Genomic DNA, 19,735 nt, shown 5'->3' on the forward strand with positions numbered 1-19,735 from the left:
GGGCACGATGGGCAATGAGGTGGAAGCCCGCACTAAACGCGTTCGCAATCACCTTCAACGGCCGGATCACCCCGACCGGCAACTAACAAATGCCAAGGTCGGATCCACCGTTAATCGGACAGCCCCGACACAGCATGCCCTGGCCCCTTGGCGCCAGCGATTCTTTTCCGGCGGCTCGCCGGTCTATTCATGTGGAAGTGCCGTGACGGCATCGCGGCAGCAGCTGGAGTAAAGGACGACGACAGCATGATTCTTGTGACAGGGGCGACCGGTTTGAGTGGGTCCGCGGTGATCCGCGCGTGTGTGGACACGAGGTTGCCGGTGCGGGCCCTGGTGAGAGATCCGGCCAAGGCCGCGGTGTTCAGCATTCCGGACACCGTCGAGGTGGCCGAGGGCGACATGCTTAAACCGGCGACGCTCGACGGTGTTCTCGATGGCGTGGAGCGGGCTCTGATGATCTCGGGGCCGGACGAACACATGCTCGAAACGCAGTGCACCTTCATTGACGCCGCCAAGCGTGCCGGCGTTCGTCACATCGTGAAGCTCTCGGGTATGGGGTGTTGGAGCGACGCGAAGTTTCGGTTCGCTCGGATGCACGCTGAAATCGAACAGTATCTGGAGGGCTCGGGCGTGGCCTGGACCCATTTGCGCCCCAGCACATTCATGCAGACCTTCCTGCGTGAGGTGCCCACGATCCTGTGCGGCGGCACATTGAATCTGCCGATGGCTGATGCGAAACTGTCGCCGGTCGACATCGACGACATCGCCCGAGTCGCGGTCGCGTTGTTACGCGGTACCGGTCACGAGGGCAAACGCTACGAGATGACCGGTCCTGAAGCACTGGCCACGAACGAGATCGCCGAACGAATCTCCTCGGCCATCGACCGACCGGTTCGCTACATTGACACCGATCCGGCGGATTACCGGAACACTTTGCTTGCGGACGGGATCCCCGCATACTTCGCCGACGCAATGGACGAACTGTTCAGCGAACGGCGCAACGGCAGCGACGAATCGAGCGTCGACCTCAGCACGCATGGGGTGTTCGGGGTGACCCCCACAACCTTTGCCGAGTTCGTCCGGCGGAACGCCGGCGTATTCCGCGGCGAGGCGGCCGCGTCCCAACTGTGGGCCTCGAGCTGGGAGTCCGCCGGCACGGCGGGCTGACCCCGCGGCAGACCGCTTCCACACTCCCGAGGGCACCCAGACCCACAGATGCAGGATTCGTTAACGAAAGGAACGGCGATGACACTAAACCTCAACGAGGTGGCGCGGGCGGTGCTCGACGGGCCGCACGTCGCAACAATTGCAACGTCAAATGTCGATGGCCGCCCGCAGTCGTCGGTGATCTTCGTCAAGCGTGACGGCGACACGGTGCTGTTCAGCACCATCAAGGGCCGGTTGAAGACACGAAACATGTTGCGCGACCCACGGATCAGCCTGCTGGTCCGGGACACCAACACAGGCCGGTACGTCGAGATCCGCGGTACCGTCGATATCACCGAGGACCCGGAGAAGTCATTGCTGCATGAGATGTACGACAGGTACATGGGCGGCACCGCGCCGCCTCCCGAGCCCGAGGCCGATCGACTGATCGTGCGAATCACACCGGAGAAGGTCTACCAGTGGCCACCCGTACCCGCGACCGCATGAGTGCCGTCGATCTCACGGCGAGCGACGAAGAGTTCGCCCGCGACACCGAGCCGTTCCGGCGCGAACTGATGGCGCATTGCTACCGGATGCTCGGCTCCGTGCACGACGCCGAGGACATCGTCCAAGAGACCTACCTGCGGGCGTGGCGGTCCTACGGTGGATTCGAAAACCGGTCGTCAGTACGTACGTGGCTCTATCGGATCGCCACCAACGCCTGCCTAACCGCCCTGCAACATCGCAGCCGACGCGCATTGCCGTCGGCGCTCGGTGGTCCCGCCGACAACCCCTACGTTGAGCCCGTCGCGGCGGGGCCGGAAGTGGCGTGGCTCCAGCCGATTTCGACTGCTTCGGTGAGCTCGCCATCCGACGATCCTGCAGCCGTCGTCGCGTTGCGAGAGAGTCTGCGGTTGGCGCTTGTCGCCAGCATGCAGCACTTGCCGGCGCAGCAGCGCGCGGTACTGATACTGCGCGACGTACTCGCCTTCCCGGCCGCTGAAGTCGCCACCATGCTCGGCATCAGCATCCCCGCCGTCAAGAGCGCGCTGCAGCGAGCCCGCGCCCGGATCAAAGAGGCGGCGCCGACCGCTGACGACGTCATCGAACCGACCGAACCGCAAGCCCGCGCACTGCTTGAGCAGTACATCGCTGCTTTCGAAAACGCCGACCCGTCAATGTTGGAAAAGGCACTCCGGCAAGACGCTGCACTGGAGATGGTTGGATCCCGGACCTGGTTCGCCGGCCGCAAAACCTGCCTGCCGTTCATCGCGACCCAGGTTCTGGGATCGCCCGGCGACTGGCGCATGCTGGCCATCGACGCGAACGGCCAGCCCGCCGCTGCTGCCTACCGCAGAGGCGAGGACGGCAGCTTGCATGCATTCGGGATCGCTGTGCTCACCGTCACTGCCACCGGCATCAGCCGGATCGTCGTATTCGACGATCCGGGCCTGGTCACCATGTTCGATCTCCCGCAGGTCGGCTAGCAAGATCCTCGACCGTCAGGTCCGGGCGATGAGCCCTCCTGCGAGCGAAGGGATTCAGCGGCGTGTGGGCTACGCCGGCCTGAATCGCCATTTGCCGCCGCCGCCTGGGCGAGGAACCAATCTGCCGTTCTCCGGCATTACGGCTACCCCCACAGACGACAATCTGGCTCGGGCGTTGTCGTCGAAGGCCACAGAGGATGGCACCGACGGCAGGGCGAAGTTCACGATCGTGGCGTCAACGAGGTCATGAGCTGTGCGACGGGGATGACGGCCAGTACGAGCCACCGGCGGTCGAACGGTTGCGGGCGTTGGCGTCAGCCGCCAGGTTGCTGGTCATTTCGTTGACATCGCTGTGCTTCCGGTCAGGCCGCGGTGAGCTGGGCGACGGTGCGGGAGATGGTATCGATGTCGGTGGGCTGCCATGGCCGACCGCGTGCGATGAGCACGACGTGGTTCACGCCGAGGGCGTTCAGGGCGCGGCAGCGGTCGACCAGGTGCTCGGCGGACTCGTCGGGTAGTAGCGCGGTGGTGACGGTGCGTTCGATGTCGTCGTAGCACCGACCAACGGTTGCGCAGTGAGCAGCGAGGACCTCGAACTTGTGCCGGAGGGTCTGTCCCCCGTCGGGAATGTCGAAAAAGTTGCAGGCGTCGCCGTACTCGGCGACCAGACGCACAGTGCGCCGCTCGCCGGTGCCTCCGATCAACACCGGGATCCGCGGAATACTGAGTGGCAGCGGGTTATTGATGGGCCGCTCGAGTCGGTAATGCTGACCATGGAACGGCGCCTGGTCGCCGTCCCACATCTGACCCGCGAGCTGCAGCAGCTCGGTCAGCCGGGCGAACCGCTCGGCGGCCGGGGGGAGGAACAAACCCACGCCTTGGGCTTCGTCGCGGTTGTAGCCGGCGCCGATCCCCAGCCAGGCTCGGCCGCTGGAGAGGACATCGAGGGTGGTGACGGCCTTGATGAGCAACGCCGGCGCCCGGAATGTCGCGGCGCTGACCATCGTCCCGAGCCGGAGTCGGGTCGTGGAGGCGGCCAGGAATCCCAGGGTGGTGTATGCCTCCAGCATCGGCTCTTCGGGGCTGCACGTGGGGTCGGCTTGCCAGAGGTGATCGCCGACCCACAGGGTGTGCACCCCGGCCGCGTCGAGTGCCGTGGCCAGCGAGCTCAGCTGGGGACGCAGCGCGGCTGGTCCAGCAGGCCAGGAGAAATTGGTGACGTTGACACTGAGCCTGATCACCGCAGGCGAGGGGTGCGCGGTCACTGGGGTGTCCTGCCGACTGTGCTGCCGGCCGGCGTTCTGAGCACTTGTGTTCGGCGCCGCTGGTGTGGCAGCAGCACGCCGGCAACAACCAGCCAGATCAGGGCGGGGAAACGGGCGATCGGAAGCAGGATGGCCAGGGACGGCGATACCAGTGCCAGCGTGCTCAATTCGGCGATGACCGCGATGACCAAGCCCGCCCAGGCGACCGGTCGGGGAACCAGTCGGACGATCAGTGACGGCACAGCGATCCCGGCGACGAGCAAGCCCAGGGGCACCACATGTCCGGGACCACCGACCAAAAAGGCCAGCATCGATATCTCCCGCACCACGGCAGCGTCAGCGCTGCCTTCAGGTCGCGACAGGCTCCACTGAAGCAGACCGGATAGGGCCAGCGTCATCGATGCCACCGTCCCGCCGGCCAGGGCGATCGTGGCCCCCGGCGCAGTGACGCCCAGTTGACGCAGCCGGGCAGTTGCGGTTGACGCATAGATCAGCAGCGGGACCGAGGATGCGAACAAGAAGATACCCCCAGCCTGCACGGCCGTCGGGTGGTCACGGAAAAATCCCTGCACCACCGCGGTGGAACTGAACGGCGAGGGCACCACCCCACCGAGCGCGGCGCTGATCAGCAGGCCACCGATGAAGAGCCCCAACGCCATCCCGCCGACCAGCACCAACGGGGGTCCACCCTGCTGTCGTCGCCGGTTACCGACATCGCTTACTTGCTTGGTTGAATCGTTCATGTAGCGAACGATATGTCACCTAGGCGCATCATGCAACGTCGTCGGAAACGAAATATGCTGTAGCGCAGGTATTGGAAGGTGCTCCCATGCAGCAGCTGCACGCGTCGATTATCTAGAGTTGCTCTAGCGGCAGCAGTATGATCGGGTGGTGAAGCAACTCACCGGCACCCGGAAGGACAAGACCAGGCGCACCCGGCAGCTGATCGAAGAATGTGCGGTGGCGCTGTTCGCCGAGGGCGCCTACGACGACGTCACCATGGTCGAGATCGCCCGGCGAGCCAACGTCTCGCCGGCCACGGTGTTCAATCATTTCGCAACCAAAGACGCCCTGATCTTCCACGGGCTCGAACGATTCGAGCGGGGCCTCCTCGATGCGCTCCGCCACCGTGCGTTGCAAGAGTCAATTTCGCAAGCGTTCCGCACCCTTGTGCTGACGATGAACGGCTCGCTGACATCCGCTGCGCCCGAGCAGATTCGCCGGCTGCGCACCGTCGCCGAGATCATTGAGTCAAGCCCGGCGCTGCTCAGCCGAGAACAACAGATCTACGGCCACTACACCGACCTGCTCGCCACCCTCATCGTCGAGCAGGTAGCGGCACACGGCGACGAGCTGCAGGCGTGGGTCATCGCCAACGCCCTGATGGGCGTGCACCACGCCTTAGTGCGCCACGTTCGCAACGCTCTACTCGCCGATACGCCGCCGACGCAGATAGTTCGAGAAGTCCGCCGGCAAGCCAGTGTGGCGTTCGCCCAGCTCGATCGAGGATTGGCCGGATATGGTCGCCGCGAAGCGGGTCGATAACGGTTTCGATCCCCAACGATTCACAGAAGGTACGATCATCCGATGCCTTCCGCACGGCCCCGAAATCACAGTCCCGGTGGTGTTGCGTTCCTGCTTGCGCAGGTCGGTCAGCACGCCGCGGACATGTTCGCCGAACGGATCTCGCCGGAAGGGTTGACGGCTGCGCAGGCCGGCATCCTACGCGCCATCTCAGTCGAGCCCGGCCAGAGCCAACAAACGCTGAGCAGCCACTTCGGCTTGCTGCCAAGCCGAATGGTGGCGTTCCTCGACGACCTAGAGGAACGCGGTTATGTCGAGCGGCGTCGCAACCCCAATGACCGGCGCCAACACGCGCTGCACCTCACTCCCCAGGGCGAGGAATTAATGGTGCGACTTTCGAGGCTCGCTCGCCAGCACGAACAGCTGCTGACCGCCAGCTTGACTCCTCAACAGCGCACCGCATTGCAGGAGTCGCTTGCCATCATCGCCGAACAGCATGGCCTCACCCCGGGTGTGCACCCCGGCTACCGTCACCTCGCAGCAGCACCCCGACACAGTTAACACTTACCGTGGTCCCAAGCCGCCACCGCGGACCCACGCCGCGCGGACGACTAGCGCGCGCACAAGCCCGCCCGCGCACCTAAGGTCTGGCAACTGGCAGGCGATGGCAACCGATATACCGACAAAGTGAACGCCTCCATCGGTCGCAGCCACGGTTGGCACCAAAAGCCTCTTGACCTGGCCGCGTGTCAGCCACTAACAAACAACTCTTGTTGAGCATCAGAAGCCGGCCAGCTAACCGGCACCGCCCGACTTAGAACGTGGTGGTACTGGTGCCGCCGAGCCGCAACAGTGATTCCCCATCGATGCGGAATTCCGCGACCTACCGATCCGGCGGGCATCGAGTTGTTCGTGGGCGATCATCCTGCGGATCAGGGTCGGGCTGACTTGGTAATACTCGGCTGCCTGCTTGATTGTCACCCAGCGAGGAAGTTTCACCGGTGCCTGTCAAGTTTCACCGGTGCCGCATCTGTTTCTCCCCGGAGTCGCAGCAGCGACGCAGCGACCCGATTCGGTATTTTTATGGCTTTGACCTGCTCTTTTATAGTGGAGCTGCGGGGAATCGAAACCGATGCTCTATCAGGCAATTTGGTTGCTCAACTGCCGTTTCGTTCCATTTCGGTCCAACTCAGTCCCGCTTGTTACCTGCGGTTTCGTTTTCGAGTCTTGACGGCGTCAATGCTCACGATCTACTGCCCGGGCTCGCAGGACTGGTAGGACTGGTCGGGTTCGTAGGACTCGTCGCACCCGTAGGAGTCGTCGGGCCCGTAGGAGTCGTCGGGGTCGCAGGAGTCGTCGGGCTCGCGGGACTTGTCGGGCTCGCGGGACTTGTCGGGCTCGTAGGACTCGCGGGCGTGGGACTCGCAAGGCCTGGGCCTTCGCCACACCAGTCCGCCACATCTTTCGGGTACTGCTCGAGCGGTAGAGGACAACGCTGCCCCGGCGGGAAATTGGCGCCGGCGTTGAGCAGATCGCAGGGCACGTAGACCTGCTTGCCCTTAGGAGTGTTGGTCAAACACTTCGTCGGCGGATCGGCATGGCCCTGGGCAGGGACGATGATCGCCACCGTCAAAGTGGCGAGCACCCCGATAGCAAGGCGATAGATCATGAGCACTCCTTTATCCAGAGCCCCTGTCAGGATTGAACTCTGCTGGAGATAGTCAGCCACAGCCGACGAAAAAGAAAACTGGCCAGAGCCCGCGGCCCTGACCAGCACCTTCTGTGTGGAGCTGCCGGGAATCGAACCCGGGTCCTACGGCATTCCCTCAAGGCTTCTCCGTGCGCAGTTCGCTATGTCTCTACTCGGATCTCCTGGTCTCGCGAACTAGCCAGGATGACGATCCCAGTCGCTGTGGGTGTCCCGATGAGTCCCGCGACCGAACTCATCGGTGGATCCCTCTAGCTGATGCCAGGGTCCGGGCCGAGGGAGCTCCCGGTCTGACAGACTAGCTGTCGCTTAGGCAGCGAGAGCGTAGTCGCGCTGATTTGAATCGGCGCTTATATGGTTGCAACGACGCTTACGGTGGTCTCTTGCCTGCACCGGCACGCTTCCCTTGATTCGATGCGCGAAGTCGAAGCCGTTCAGCCCCTCGCATCCCCGCCGACTTTCGGCAGGACAATCTATGGTACGCCGCTATCAACGCGCGGCAACGCAATAACCTTCCCGACCAGGCCGCGGTCAGATCACAAAATTCAGGTGCTCGATGACCTGGGTGGCCAGGCCTTTGTCCCCGCCGAGCTCGATGTCCTGGGCGCGCGCAGGGCTCATGGGCCGCCCGCCGGACAGCCTGGTGAACTGCATCCCGTCCAGCCGGATCGTCGCCGTGGGTTCTTGGCCGCCGAAGTCGTCGACCACTTGGGCGCGACCATCGACGCTGACGCGGATGCTGCGGGCCGCCGGGCCGGTGAGCTCGAACAGGATGCGCGAACCCTCGGGCGCCTTGCCGCGCTTGCCCACCACGTACCCCATGGTGGCCGCGATCTCGTCCAGCGAAAGTTGCGTGGCGGTCGAGTCGAGCCCGTCGTCGGACGACGGCCGCGACAACGCCTCCCGGATGTCCTGCTCGTGCATCCAGCAGTCAAACGTTCGTACGCGCATGAAACGCCCGTAGCTTTCCGGGCCCACCGGCGTCGGCATCATCGCGTTCCACTCCCCGTCGGTCATCCCGGTCAGCGCCGCGCGGCGATCCTTGGTAACCGCGCGAAACCGGTCCAGCACGCCGGCGCCCGATTCCCCGCTGAGGTGGCGCACCCAGCACTCGTTCATCACGCCGATGTCGTTGCGCACGTGGTCGAGCGCCGAGACGTCGATATCGGGTTGGGGGGCCGGGACGCCGGCCAGGAACGACTCGGTCCCGATCATGTGCGACACCACGGCCTTCACGTCCCATCCGGGCAGCGGCGTCGCCGCCAGCCAGTCGCTCTCGGGCAGCCCGTCGAGCAGCGCGTCGATGGAGTCCCACACCGCGAAGAGCCCGGAGAGGACGTCGGATTTATCCAGCTGCGTGACGGGGCGGTCGGCCATGGTCGGATCGTAGGCCGATCGCCAGCCGATCGGTTAGCTTGCGGCGATCATCGCCACCGAGCCCATGGCCATCACCATGCCGACGCCCTGGCAGCGGCTAACCCGCTCGCGCAGCACCACCATCGCCAGCGCGACCGTGGCCGCCGGATACAGCGAGATCAAGATGCTGGCCAGTGAGAGCAGCCAGGTGTGCAGCGCCAGCAGCATTGTCACGTTGGCGCAGATGTCCAGCACGGCCACGCCCAGGGCCAGCTTCAGGGGCTTCCCGCGCGGCATCTTCAGGTTTTTGCTCATCGCGGCCATGGCGAACACCACCGCGGTGGCGGACAGCCGGGCGAACATCAGCGGCCAGAGTTTGCACTCGTGTGGCGCCTGATGAAGGAACACCAGGTTCAGCCCCATCGCCGACCCCGCCACGACGGTGAGCCAGGCCACCTTCGGGGTGAATCGATAGGGCGTGGTGCCCTCGACGGTGGCCTCGCGGCTGACCAGCAGGACGGCGACCAGAGCCAGCACGACGCCCACCGACGCCGCCTGCCCGGGCCGCTCGCCCAGCGCCACACCGACCGCCACCGGCACCGCGGCGTTGAGCACGGCCGCCAGCGGTGAGACCACTGATATCGGCCCGGCGCCCAGCGCCGCGAAGAACGCCCACATGCCGAACGCCATGCCGATGCCGTACAGGCCGCCCCACACGACCGCGCCCGGCGTAATCGGGCCGCCCACCGCGATGGCCAGCGCACTGAGCAATACTGCCTCGATCGGGTAGGCCACGAGCATCACTCGCAGCGCGGCCACCCGCCGAGCGGCCACACCGCCCACGAAATCGCTGACGCCGTACGTAACGGCGGACAGCTGGGCGTAAGCCGCCCCGATCAGCTCATGCCCTTGGCGCGGCGACCCAGTTCGCGAAGGACTTCGCGTTGGGCATCGCGACGGGCCATGTCCTGGCGTTTATCATGCGCTCGCTTGCCTTGTGCCAGCGCGAGCTCGACTTTGACCTTGCCTTCGGAGAAGTAAAGTGACAGTGGCATCAGGGCGAGGTTACCATCTCGTATCTTGCCGACCAGTCTGTCGATTTGTTGCCTATGTAACAACAACTTTCGATTGCGACGAGGATCATGATTGGTCCAGCTACCGTGCCGATACTCCGGGATGTACAAGTTGCGCAACCACACTTCACCATCGTCAACGGTTGCGAACGCATCGGCCAACGAGGCATGCCCCTCCCGCAGGCTCTTTACTTCGGTGCCCTGCAAAGCCACCCCGGCCTCGAACAACTCGAGGACCGAATAGTTGTGCCGCGCTTTGCGATTGGTAGCGATGATCTGTTTGCCACCGGGCTTGCCGCCCGCCGCCTTGGCCCGGCTCGAGTCTTTGGCCACAGCTACCGCCGAACGTAGAGGCGCAATGTCACGTACGCGGTCAACGCGGCCATCGACACGCCGAGCAGGAACAGAATCGGCGAGATGTAAATGATGTCGGCATAATCGACCCGGGCGATCAGGTTGGCTTGGTAGAACTGGTTCAGCGCGTTATCCAAAAACGTTGCCCGCACCAGGATTAACCCGGCGACCGCGATGGCAACACCGACCGCCGCGGCGAACATCGCCTCGACCAGGAACGGCAGCTGGGTGTACCAGCGGCTGGCCCCGACCAGGCGCATGATCCCGATCTCGGTGCGGCGCGTATACGCCGCGACCTGGACCATGTTGGCAATCAACAGGATCGCGCCGACGGCCTGCACCAGGGCCACGGCGAACGCGACGTCGCTCAGGCCGTCCAGGACCGCGAACAGCCGGTCGATCAGATCCTTCTGGTTGAGCACGGAAAGCACGCCGGGCTGACCCTGCATCGCGGAGTCAAAGTCCTTGTGCTGCTCGGGGTTATTCAACTTCACGATGAACGACGCGGGAAAGGAATCCTTGCCGGCAACGTCCTTGTACTGCGGGAACTTTCGGATGGCGTCGTCGTAGGCATCCTGACGGTTAAGAAACCGAACCGATTTGACATCTTCACGCGCTTCGATCTTTTCCCGCAGGGCCTTGCACGGGTTGTTGCTGCAGGACGGGTCGTTCGCGGAGACGTCCTCGGTGAGGAAGACCTGCGTCTCGACGCGGTCGAGGTAGATGGCCCGGGAGTGTTCGGCCAAGCGAACCACCAGCAGGCCGCCGCCGAACAGGCCGATCGAAATCGCGGTCGTCAGGATCATGGCGGCCGTCATGGTGACGTTGCGACGAAGGCCGGTCAGGACCTCGTTGAGCAGGAAGCCGAATCGCACTTAGCGATCCATCCCGTAGATGCCGCGCTGCTCGTCGCGAACCAGCCGGCCCAGCGACAGCTCGACGACCCGCTGCCGCATGGAGTCGACGATGTGGTGGTCGTGCGTCGCCATCAGCACCGTAGTGCCGGTGCGGTTGATCCGCTCCAACAAATCCATGATGTCCTTACTGGTGTCCGGGTCGAGGTTGCCGGTGGGCTCGTCGGCCAGCAGCACCAGGGGCCGGTTGACGAACGCGCGCGCGATCGCGACCCGTTGCTGCTCGCCACCCGACAACTCGCCCGGCAGCCGGTTCGCCTTACCGGACAGGCCGACCGTTTCGAGCACGTCGGGCACCACCCGGTTGATCGCGTCCCGGCGCTTGCCGATGACCTCCAGCGCGAATGCGACGTTTTCGTAGGCCGTCTTTTGCTGCAGCAGCCGGAAATCCTGAAATACGCAGCCGATCACCTGACGCAGCTTCGGTACGTGGCGTCCGGGCAGCTTGTTGACGTGAAACTTGGAAACCCGGATGTCACCGGTGTTCGGCGAGTCTTCGGCCAGCAGGAGCCGCATGAACGTCGATTTGCCCGAACCCGAGGGGCCGATCAGGAAGACGAATTCACCCTTGTCGATCTTGACGTTGATGTCGTCGAGCGCTGGACGAGCCGACGCTTTGTACTTCTTGCTGACCTTGTCGAGGGTGATCATCACGGCACGCCAGTGTAGCGGTGAATTTCGCTGGCAAGCGAAGTCAGCTGGCCGGTGGCGGCGTCGGCACCGGACCGGGCCCCGGCAGCGGCAGCAGCGGCGGCGGCGGAGTCGTGCTCGAGCTGGGCGGGCAGAAGGGCGGCGGCAGCAGGCACGGGGGCGTTGGCAGCACGAACGGCGGCGGCGCCGGGGTGGTGGTCGTCGTGACGGGCGGCGGCACGGTGGTGCTCGGGGTCGTGGTCGGAGTCGGTGTGAACGTGACGGTGGCCGGTGGCTGCTGCACTCGGCTGCGCGGCACCCACGTGTAGTTCGGGTCCGGCACGAAGCCGGGCGGCACCACCTGCGGGGCCGGCGGCTTGGGAGCCGATTCCGGACGGTAGGTGTCGTAAAGCCACCAGACCGCCAAGAACACGACGATCAAAACCAGCGTCGACGTGCGCATGCGGCCGCCGAAGAGGTGGCTCCAGCGTCCTTGTTTATCTTCGCCGCGCCTCTCGGGGATGCTCAGGGTGAGCTTCACCGCCGCTGCACCGCATCTTGGACTTTGCCGTCGGTTAATTCGTCGGCGGCTTGGGCGGCCGGGACGGCCGGGTCCTCAACCAACCCCACCCGCGCGTCTGCCGCGGTCACGATTCCAACGCGGGCCAGCGCCCGAATGACCAGGACACGCAGCTGCCGGCCGACCTCGAACTGCTTGCCGGGCAGGGTGCGGGCCACCAGACGCAGGGTGACGGTGTCGACTTCGATGCTTTCCACCCCCATCACGGTGGGTGGATCCAACAGCAATTCCCCCAGCGTCGGGTCTTCCATTGCGCGTTCGCATTCCTGATGCAGGACCTCGTTGACCCGGTTCAGGTCGGCGTTGATCGACACCGGGATGTCCACCACCGCGCGTGCCCAATCCTTGGACAGGTTGACCACCTTGACGATCTGCCCATTCGGGATGGTCAACACCTCGCCATCCGATGAGCGCAGTCGGGTCACTCGTAATGTCACGTTCTCGACCGTGCCGCTGGCTTCGGTTGAGGAAACCACGGTAAGGGTGACCAGATCTCCGAACCCATACTGCTTCTCCACCAGGATGAAGAATCCGGAAAGCAGATCTCTCACCAACTGCTGGGCGCCGAAACCCAGCGCAGCACCGACCACGGTTGCCGGGGCGACCAGTCCCCCCACCGAAAATTGCAGCACCTCGGCGATCTGGAGCATGACCCAGATACCGATGACCACGATGGACACCCAGGAGATCACCGACGCCACCGCCTGGCGGTGCTTGGACGTTTCCGAGCGCACCAGCGCGTCGCTTTCGGCGAAGCCCTCGTTGAGCTGCCGGGTCACCTGCTGCGCCACCCAGTTGACGAAGCGGGCCATGAGCACCGCCGCGATCAGCACCATGACGATGCGCAGGCCGCGGGTAATGATCCATTGGCCGGCTTCGCCGCGCCAGAATTCGTGCCAGCCCAGCGCTTTGGTCAAAGCGGTCGAAGCAAGAACAGTCGTATTAGTCGTCATCTTTTCGGTTGCGCCACCGGATCCCAGCTTCCAGGAACCCGTCGATGTCTCCGTCCAGAACGGCCGCCGGATTGCCCACCTCGTAGTCGGTTCGCAAATCCTTGACCATCTGATACGGGTGCAGTACGTAGGAGCGCATCTGGTTGCCCCAGGAGCTGCCGCCCTCACCCTTCAAGGCGTCCAGCTCAGCGCGCTCTTCTGATCGCTTGCGCTCCAACAACTTTGCCTGAAGCACTCGCATTGCCGAGATTTTGTTCTGCAGTTGCGATTTTTCGTTCTGGCAAGTCACGACGATACCCGTTGGAATGTGGGTTAAACGAACCGCGGAGTCGGTGGTGTTCACCGACTGACCGCCGGGGCCGCTGGAACGGTAGACGTCCACCCGCACGTCACCGTCGGGGATATCGATGTGATCGGTGGTCTCCACCACGGGAAGCACCTCGACCTCGGCGAAGGAAGTCTGACGCCGGCTCTGGTTGTCGAACGGACTGATCCGGACCAGCCGGTGGGTGCCCTGTTCGACGGACAGCGTGCCGTAGGCGAACGGGGCGTGCACCGCGAAGGTGGCGCTCTTGATGCCCGCCTCTTCCGCAAAGGACGTGTCGAACACCTCGACCGGGTACTTGTGCTGCTCGGCCCAGCGGACATACATCCGCATCAGCATCTCGGCCCAGTCGGCCGCGTCCACCCCGCCAGCGCCGGAACGGATGGTGAGCAGCGCCTCGCGCTCGTCGTACTCACCCGAGAGCAGCGTGCGCACCTCGGTGGCTTCTATATCGGCGCGCAGCGCCTTGAGCTCGGCGTCGGCCTCCACGAGGGTGTTGGCCGCCTCGGCCCCGTCTTCTTCGTCGGCCGCGAGCTCGTAAAGAACCGGCAGGTCGTCGAGGCGCTGCCGCAGTTCCTCGACCCGGCGCAGCTCGCCCTGGGTGTGGGACAACTCACTCGTCACCCGCTGGGCGCGGGCCTGGTCATCCCACAATTTGGGATCGGACGCCTCGTGCTCCAGCTTTTCGATGCGGCTGCGTAGACCGTCCACATCGAGCACCCGCTCCACCGTGGTCAGGGTGGAGTCCAGCGCGGCGATGTCGGCTTGACGGTCGGGTTCCACAGGCGCCCACGTTACCGGCGACGAATGGACAGGTCGTCGTCCGGGCGGCAGCGTTTAGCATCAAGTGACCACTACGTGCACCCCCGGACCGCGACGCTCAGCCCCCTCGCGCGCGCGGCTCGGCACGAACAGAAGGCTCGAGTATGCGCCCATATCACGTCGCCATCGTCGGCTCCGGGCCGTCGGGTTTCTTCGCCGCGGCGTCGTTGCTCAAGGCGGCCGACGCGTCGGAGAACGTCGACGTGGCCGTCGACATGCTCGAGATGCTGCCGACCCCCTGGGGGCTGGTCCGCTCCGGCGTCGCGCCCGACCACCCGAAGATCAAGTCGATCAGCAAGCAATTCGAAAAGATCTCCGAAGACCCCCGGTTCCGCTTCTTCGGCAACGTGGTGGTGGGTGAGCACGTGACTGCCGCTGAACTCGCCGAGCGCTACCACGCGGTGATTTATGCCATCGGGGCGCAATCGGATCGGTCGTTGAAGATCCCCGGCGAGGACCTGTCGGGCAGCATTGCCGCCGTCGAATTCGTGGGCTGGTACAACGCGCACCCCCACTTCGAGGAGGCGACCCCGGACCTGTCGGGTGCCCGGGCCGTCGTTATTGGCAACGGCAACGTGGCGCTGGACGTCGCCCGCATCCTGGTGACCGACCCCGACGAGCTTGCCCTCACCGACATCGCCAACCACGCCTTGGAGTCACTGCGCCCGTGCGGTGTCGACGAAGTGGTGGTCGTCGGCCGGCGGGGGCCGCTGCAGACGGCATTCACCACGCTGGAGTTGCGCGAGCTGGCGGATCTCGAGGGGGTTGACGTGATCGTCGATCCGGCGCAGCTGGAAGGCATCAGCGACGAGGACGCGGCCGCGGCGGGCAAGACGACGAAGCAGAATATCAAGGTGTTCCGCGACTACGCTGCGCGCGCGCCGCGGCCCGGCCATCGCCGAATAGTGTTCCGCTTTCTGACTTCACCGATCGAGATCAAGGGCGACGGCAAGGTGGAGAGCATCGTGCTCGGCCGCAACGAACTGGTCAGCGACGAAAGCGGGCGGGTGGCGGCCAAGGACACCGGCGAACGCGAGGAACTCCCGGCCCAGTTGGTCGTGCGGTCCGTGGGATATCGCGGTATGCCCACCCCCGGGCTGCCGTTCGACGACAAGAGCGCGACGATCCCCAACACGGCCGGCCGGGTGCACGGCAGCCGCAACGACTACGTTGTCGGGTGGATCAAGCGCGGACCGACCGGTGTGATCGGTACCAATAAGAAGGACTCCCAGGACACCGTCGACACGCTGTTGGGCGACCTGGCCGGCACCGACCAGCTCGCGGACTTTCCCGACGACCACGCACACAAGCTGGCCGACTGGCTGGCGTCCCGCCAGCCGAAGCTGGTCACCTCCGCTCACTGGGAGGTCATCGATCGCCACGAGCGAGCGGCCGGGGAGCCGCACGGGCGTCCCCGCGTCAAGCTGCCGAACCTGGCCGAGCTGCTGCGCATCAGCCACGGCTGACGGGGCGGCTCAAAAGCTCGAACGCGTTGCGAGAACGGAGCTTCCGGCGACACCAACGACGACCGCCGGCGCTGGACGGAGCATCGCGCTCTCCTGTGCTGGTCGGACAGGCCAAATCAAGGGTTCGGCCCGCCCAACGTGATTGACGAGAAGCCGAGGCGGGTGACCGGCCCTAGGTGGCGGGCGGTTGGGCCGGCGCGAACCTCCAGTTGTCCGGGTTCTTGGGTGAATACACCACCGGGAGCAGCTGGCCCATGGTCGGCCAGTGTTCGACGTCGACCGCCATGCGCTGATAGACCGCGTACTCGCTGACCGTGGGCCCGTTGATGACACCGGCGATGGTGACGTATTGCTCGCCGCTGGCGTCCGGCCGGGGGCTGACGCCGGTCACCAGGAGCGTCCCGCTCGCCAGCTCACCGCGGGGGCCGCGCGGGATGAACCGCTGGGCAAGCAATACTCCCAAGACCGCCACGAGCAGGATCAGCACACCGAATTCCCACATCCGGCCATGGTAGGACTGCTCCCATGAGTCGCGCCGGCGACGATGCGGTGGGGGCACCCCCCGCTTGCGCGGGACGAAGCGATGTGGAGGAGCGGTGCGCATGGGCCATGACGATCTGACGCTGGCGCTCGCCCTGGCCGACAGCGCCGATGCGCTCACCGCCGCCCGATTCGGCGCCCTTGACCTGCGCATCGACACCAAACCCGACCTGACGCCGGTCACCGACGCGGATCGGGCCGTGGAGTCGGACCTGCGTGAGGTGCTCGGGCGCGAGCGGTCCGAAGACAGCATCCTCGGCGAGGAGTTCGGTGGAACCGCGACCTTCAGCGGGCGGCAATGGATCATCGATCCGATCGATGGCACCAAGAACTTCGTGCGCGGGGTGCCGGTGTGGGCCAGTTTGATCGCCTTGCTCGAGGACGGCGTTTCGTCGGTCGGCGTCGTGAGCGCGCCGGCGCTGCGGCGCCGGTGGTGGGCGGCGCGTGGCTGCGGCGCGTTCGCCGCGGTCGACGGCGGCCCCCCGCGTCCGCTCTCGGTTTCCTCAGTGGGACAGCTGGATTCGGCGAGCCTGTCGTTCTCCAGCCTGTGGGGATGGGCGCAACGCGGCCTGCGGGATCGCTTCATCGAGCTGACCGATGCCGTGTGGCGGGTGCGCGCCTACGGCGACTTCTTTTCCTACTGCTTGGTTGCCGAGGGGGCGGTCGACATCGCCGCCGAACCGGAGGTTTCGGTGTGGGATCTGGCGGCGCTCGACATCTTGGTGCGCGAGGCGGGTGGGACGTTCACCGGCTTGGACGGGACCGCGGGACCGCACACCGGCAGCGCCGTGGCCACAAACGGCTTGCTGCATGACCAGGTGCTTTCCCGCCTGCAGGCCTAGTCTTTGTGAATTAGTCAACATGCAGTCGCATCTATCTTACTCCGGAGTAAGATACGCTTTATCCGCAATGCCCAACGACAGAGGCTGCTGAAATGACCGACACCCGTTCCGGTTCGAGACAGACTTCAAAGACCGCCCCCTCACGCTCCAAGCGGCGCGGCCGCAAGACCGGCGTCGGGCTGCAACCGCACAAGCGGACCGGCATCGACATCACCCTGGCGCTGCTCACCCCGCTCGTCGGCCAGGAGTTCCTGGACAAATACCACCTGCGTGACCCGCTCAACCGGGGGCTGCGCTACGGCACGAAGACGATCTTCTCCACCGCCGCCGCCACGTCCCGCCAGTTCAAGCGGGCCCAGAACCTGCGCGGCGGACCGACCCGGCTCAAGTCCAGCGGCAAGGACTACTTCGACCTGACGCCCGACGACGAGCAGAAGATGATCGTCGAGACCCTCGACGAGTTCGCCGAGGAGGTGCTGCGCCCCGCGGCGCACGACGCCGATGAGGCCGCGACGTACCCGCCCGATCTCATCGCGAAGGCCGCCGAGTTGGGCATCACCGCGATCAACATCCCCGAGGATTTCGAGGGCATCGCCGCGCACCGCTCCAGCGTGACCAACGTGCTGGCGGCCGAGGCGCTCGCCTACGGCGACATGGGCCTGGCATTGCCGATCCTGGCGCCCGGGGGCGTCGCGGCGGCGCTGACCCACTGGGGCAGCGCCGACCAGCAGGCCACCTACCTCCACGAGTTCGCCGGCGACAACGTCCCGCAGGCCTGCGTGGCCATCGCCGAACCGCAACCGCTGTTCGATCCGACCCGGTTGAAGACCACCGCGGTGCGCACGCCGAGCGGCTACCGGCTCGAGGGCGTGAAGTCGATGGTTCCCGCCGCGGCCGACGCCGAGCTGTTCGTCGTCGGCGCCCAGCTGGATGGCAAGCCCGCGCTGTTCATCGTCGAGTCATCCACCAAAGGCCTTACCGTCAAGGCGGATCCGAGCATGGGAATCCGCGCGGCCGCCCTGGGCCAGATCGAGCTGTCCGGGGTGTCGGTGCCGCTGAGCGCCCGGCTGGGCGAACCAGATGCGGCGGATGCCCAATACGACGAGGCTTACTCCGAGGCGATCGCGCTGTCCCGGCTGGGCTGGGCGGCCCTGGCGGTCGGCACGTCGCACGCGGTGCTCGACTACGTCGTGCCCTACGTGAAGGAACGACAGGCCTTTGGCGAGCCGATCGCGCATCGTCAGGCCGTGGCGTTCATGTGCGCCAACATCGCCATCGAATTGGACGGGCTGCGGCTGATCACCTGGCGCGGTGCCGCCCGTGCCGAGCAGGGTCTGCCGTTCACCCGGGAGGCGGCGCTGGCCAAGCGGCTCGGCGCCGACAAGGGCATGCAGATCGGCCTGGACGGCGTGCAACTGCTCGGCGGCCACGGCTACACCAAGGAGCACCCGGTCGAGCGCTGGTACCGCGACCTGCGGGCCATCGGCGTGGCCGAGGGCGTTGTCGTTATTTAATTCGAGCTGAAAGTTCAACCATGGCAATCAATCTGGAACTGCCCCGCAAGCTGCAGTCGGTGATCGTCAAGACCCATCAGGGTGCCGCCGAGATGATGCGGCCGATCGCGCGCAAGTACGACCTGAAGGAACACGCCTACCCGGTCGAGCTCGACACTCTGATCAACCTGTTCGAGGGGGCTTCCAAATCGGTTGCGTTCGCTGGAGCCGACGCGCTTCGTGACGAGGACGAGGGCAGGGACCGAAACCACAACGGCGCCAACATGGCCGCGCTGCTGCAGACGATGGAAGCCTGCTGGGGCGACGTCGCGATGATGCTGTCGGTCCCGTATCAGGGCCTGGGTAACGCGGCCATCTCCGCGGTCGCCACCGACGAACAGCTGGAACGCCTGGGCAAGGTATGGGCGGCGATGGCCATCACCGAGCCCGGCTTCGGATCCGACTCGGCGGCGGTGTCCACCACCGCCAAGCTCGACGGTGACGAGTATGTCATCAACGGCGAGAAGATCTTCGTCACCGCGGGCTCGCGCGCCACCCACATCGTGGTGTGGGCGACGCTGGGCAAGGCGGCGGGCCGCGCGGCGATCAAGTCGTTCGTCGTGCCGCGCGACCATCCCGGCGTCACCGTCGAACGCCTAGAGCACAAGCTCGGCATCAAAGGTTCCGACACCGCGGCGATCCGGTTCGACAACGTCCGCATTCCCAGGGGCAACCTGCTGGGCAACCCCGAGATCGAGGTTGGAAAGGGCTTTTCCGGGGTGATGGAGACGTTCGACAACACCCGGCCGATCGTCGCCGCCATGGCCATCGGGGTCGGCCGCGCCGCCCTGGAGGAGATCCGCAAGATCCTCACCGAGGCCGGGGTCGAGATCTCCTACGACAGACCGTCACACGCCCAAAGCGCGGCCGCGGCCGAGTTCCTGCGGATGGAGGCCGACTGGGAGGCCAGCTACCTGCTGTCGCTGCGGGCGGCGTGGCAGGCCGACAACAAGATCCCCAACTCCAAAGAGGCGTCGATGAGCAAGGCCAAGGCCGGGCGAATGGCAAGCGACGTCACCCTCAAGTCCGTCGAATTGGCCGGCACCGCAGGCTATTCCGAACAGTCAATGCTGGAAAAGTGGGCGCGCGACTCCAAGATCCTGGACATCTTCGAGGGTACCCAGCAGATCCAGCAGCTGGTCGTCGCCCGCCGCCTGCTGGGCCTGTCATCGTCGGAACTCAAGTAGCGGGTCTTTG

At 65.4% G+C, this 19,735-nt stretch carries 23 protein-coding genes and 1 other RNA gene; 10 read left to right on the forward strand and 14 right to left on the reverse strand.

Annotated features, from left to right (window positions below; genetic code table 11):
• From JWP83_RS30030 to JWP83_RS30045, 4 genes are all read left to right on the forward strand, one after another.
• The coding region (locus JWP83_RS30030) for a hypothetical protein (RefSeq protein ID WP_297738881.1) at positions 1–232 on the forward strand (232 nt) is incomplete at its 5' end.
• Between the two features lie 14 nt (positions 233–246).
• Positions 247–1,167, forward strand: a complete 921-nt coding sequence (locus JWP83_RS30035) for an SDR family oxidoreductase (protein WP_297738883.1) — start codon at positions 247–249, stop codon at positions 1,165–1,167.
• A gap of 78 nt (positions 1,168–1,245) precedes the next feature.
• Complete coding sequence (locus JWP83_RS30040) at positions 1,246–1,653, forward strand: PPOX class F420-dependent oxidoreductase (RefSeq protein WP_297738886.1); 408 nt, start codon at positions 1,246–1,248, stop codon at positions 1,651–1,653.
• Positions 1,650–2,633, forward strand: coding sequence for a sigma-70 family RNA polymerase sigma factor (locus tag JWP83_RS30045; RefSeq protein WP_297738888.1), 984 nt, complete (start codon positions 1,650–1,652; stop codon positions 2,631–2,633). Before JWP83_RS30040 ends, JWP83_RS30045 begins: the two co-directional genes overlap by 4 nt.
• A gap of 362 nt (positions 2,634–2,995) precedes the next feature.
• Here the strand turns inward: JWP83_RS30045 and JWP83_RS30050 are convergent, their stop codons facing one another.
• Both JWP83_RS30050 and JWP83_RS30055 read right to left on the reverse strand, forming a co-directional pair.
• Positions 2,996–3,898, reverse strand: coding sequence for a TIGR03560 family F420-dependent LLM class oxidoreductase (locus tag JWP83_RS30050; protein WP_297738890.1), 903 nt, complete (start codon positions 3,896–3,898; stop codon positions 2,996–2,998).
• Complete coding sequence (locus JWP83_RS30055; RefSeq protein ID WP_297738892.1) at positions 3,895–4,641, reverse strand: hypothetical protein; 747 nt, start codon at positions 4,639–4,641, stop codon at positions 3,895–3,897. The genes JWP83_RS30050 and JWP83_RS30055 overlap by 4 nt, the downstream gene beginning before the upstream one ends.
• 217 nt (positions 4,642–4,858) lie before the next feature.
• Between JWP83_RS30055 and JWP83_RS30060 the strand changes: the two genes are divergently transcribed.
• Both JWP83_RS30060 and JWP83_RS30065 read left to right on the forward strand, forming a co-directional pair.
• Positions 4,859–5,443, forward strand: coding sequence for a TetR/AcrR family transcriptional regulator (locus tag JWP83_RS30060; RefSeq protein ID WP_297738894.1), 585 nt, complete (start codon positions 4,859–4,861; stop codon positions 5,441–5,443).
• Positions 5,444–5,485: 42 nt separating this feature from the next.
• Complete coding sequence (locus JWP83_RS30065) at positions 5,486–5,983, forward strand: MarR family winged helix-turn-helix transcriptional regulator (RefSeq protein ID WP_297738896.1); 498 nt, start codon at positions 5,486–5,488, stop codon at positions 5,981–5,983.
• 234 nt (positions 5,984–6,217) lie between these two features.
• Here JWP83_RS30065 and JWP83_RS31400 read toward each other — a convergent pair whose 3' ends face one another.
• From JWP83_RS31400 to prfB, 11 genes are all read right to left on the reverse strand, one after another.
• Positions 6,218–6,421, reverse strand: a complete 204-nt coding sequence (locus JWP83_RS31400) for a helix-turn-helix domain-containing protein (RefSeq protein ID WP_367185707.1) — start codon at positions 6,419–6,421, stop codon at positions 6,218–6,220.
• A gap of 251 nt (positions 6,422–6,672) precedes the next feature.
• A complete protein-coding gene (locus JWP83_RS30070; RefSeq protein WP_297738899.1) occupies positions 6,673–6,870 on the reverse strand; it encodes a hypothetical protein in 198 nt (65 codons plus the stop codon).
• A 334-nt stretch (positions 6,871–7,204) separates the two neighbouring features.
• Positions 7,205–7,572, reverse strand: a transfer-messenger RNA (tmRNA) gene (gene ssrA / locus JWP83_RS30075).
• A gap of 89 nt (positions 7,573–7,661) precedes the next feature.
• Positions 7,662–8,507: a maleylpyruvate isomerase family mycothiol-dependent enzyme gene (locus JWP83_RS30080; RefSeq protein ID WP_297738902.1), complete on the reverse strand. Its 846-nt coding sequence runs from the start codon at positions 8,505–8,507 to the stop codon at positions 7,662–7,664.
• 33 nt (positions 8,508–8,540) lie between these two features.
• Positions 8,541–9,386 (reverse strand): EamA family transporter, encoded by an 846-nt coding sequence (locus tag JWP83_RS30085; protein ID WP_367185708.1) that lies wholly within the window; start codon positions 9,384–9,386, stop codon positions 8,541–8,543.
• Positions 9,383–9,892: an SsrA-binding protein SmpB gene (gene smpB, locus JWP83_RS30090; protein ID WP_297738905.1), complete on the reverse strand. Its 510-nt coding sequence runs from the start codon at positions 9,890–9,892 to the stop codon at positions 9,383–9,385. Before smpB ends, JWP83_RS30085 begins: the two co-directional genes overlap by 4 nt.
• 2 nt (positions 9,893–9,894) lie before the next feature.
• Positions 9,895–10,788, reverse strand: coding sequence for a permease-like cell division protein FtsX (gene ftsX / locus JWP83_RS30095; protein ID WP_297738908.1), 894 nt, complete (start codon positions 10,786–10,788; stop codon positions 9,895–9,897).
• Positions 10,789–11,478 (reverse strand): cell division ATP-binding protein FtsE, encoded by a 690-nt coding sequence (gene ftsE, locus JWP83_RS30100; RefSeq protein WP_297738964.1) that lies wholly within the window; start codon positions 11,476–11,478, stop codon positions 10,789–10,791.
• Between the two features lie 43 nt (positions 11,479–11,521).
• Complete coding sequence (locus JWP83_RS30105) at positions 11,522–11,998, reverse strand: hypothetical protein (protein ID WP_297738911.1); 477 nt, start codon at positions 11,996–11,998, stop codon at positions 11,522–11,524.
• The gene (locus JWP83_RS30110) at positions 11,995–12,990 is read right to left on the reverse strand and encodes a mechanosensitive ion channel family protein (RefSeq protein ID WP_297738914.1); all 996 of its coding nucleotides are present in this window, start codon (positions 12,988–12,990) and stop codon (positions 11,995–11,997) included. Before JWP83_RS30110 ends, JWP83_RS30105 begins: the two co-directional genes overlap by 4 nt.
• Positions 12,980–14,098, reverse strand: a complete 1,119-nt coding sequence (prfB, locus tag JWP83_RS30115) for a peptide chain release factor 2 (protein WP_297738917.1) — start codon at positions 14,096–14,098, stop codon at positions 12,980–12,982. Before prfB ends, JWP83_RS30110 begins: the two co-directional genes overlap by 11 nt.
• Before the next feature lie 143 nt (positions 14,099–14,241).
• On the opposite strand from prfB, the gene JWP83_RS30120 reads away from it, so the two are divergent.
• Positions 14,242–15,603 (forward strand): FAD-dependent oxidoreductase, encoded by a 1,362-nt coding sequence (locus JWP83_RS30120; protein ID WP_297738919.1) that lies wholly within the window; start codon positions 14,242–14,244, stop codon positions 15,601–15,603.
• A 172-nt stretch (positions 15,604–15,775) separates the two neighbouring features.
• On the opposite strand, the gene JWP83_RS30125 is transcribed toward JWP83_RS30120, so the two are convergent.
• Positions 15,776–16,105 carry a hypothetical protein gene (locus JWP83_RS30125; protein ID WP_297738922.1) on the reverse strand — a complete coding sequence of 110 codons (330 nt, stop codon included), beginning with the start codon at positions 16,103–16,105 and terminating at the stop codon, positions 15,776–15,778.
• A 100-nt stretch (positions 16,106–16,205) separates the two neighbouring features.
• On the opposite strand from JWP83_RS30125, the gene hisN reads away from it, so the two are divergent.
• The 3 genes from hisN to JWP83_RS30140 all read left to right on the forward strand — a co-directional run bounded on the left by hisN (position 16,206) and on the right by JWP83_RS30140 (position 19,725).
• The gene (gene hisN / locus JWP83_RS30130) at positions 16,206–16,985 is read left to right on the forward strand and encodes a histidinol-phosphatase (protein ID WP_297738925.1); all 780 of its coding nucleotides are present in this window, start codon (positions 16,206–16,208) and stop codon (positions 16,983–16,985) included.
• 92 nt (positions 16,986–17,077) lie between these two features.
• A complete protein-coding gene (locus tag JWP83_RS30135; protein ID WP_297738928.1) occupies positions 17,078–18,499 on the forward strand; it encodes an acyl-CoA dehydrogenase family protein in 1,422 nt (473 codons plus the stop codon).
• Between the two features lie 20 nt (positions 18,500–18,519).
• Positions 18,520–19,725 carry an acyl-CoA dehydrogenase family protein gene (locus JWP83_RS30140; protein WP_297738931.1) on the forward strand — a complete coding sequence of 402 codons (1,206 nt, stop codon included), beginning with the start codon at positions 18,520–18,522 and terminating at the stop codon, positions 19,723–19,725.
• Positions 19,726–19,735: the final 10 nt, after the last annotated feature.

Source organism: Mycobacterium sp. (assembly GCF_025965855.1).
Lineage (GTDB): Bacteria > Actinomycetota > Actinomycetes > Mycobacteriales > Mycobacteriaceae > Mycobacterium.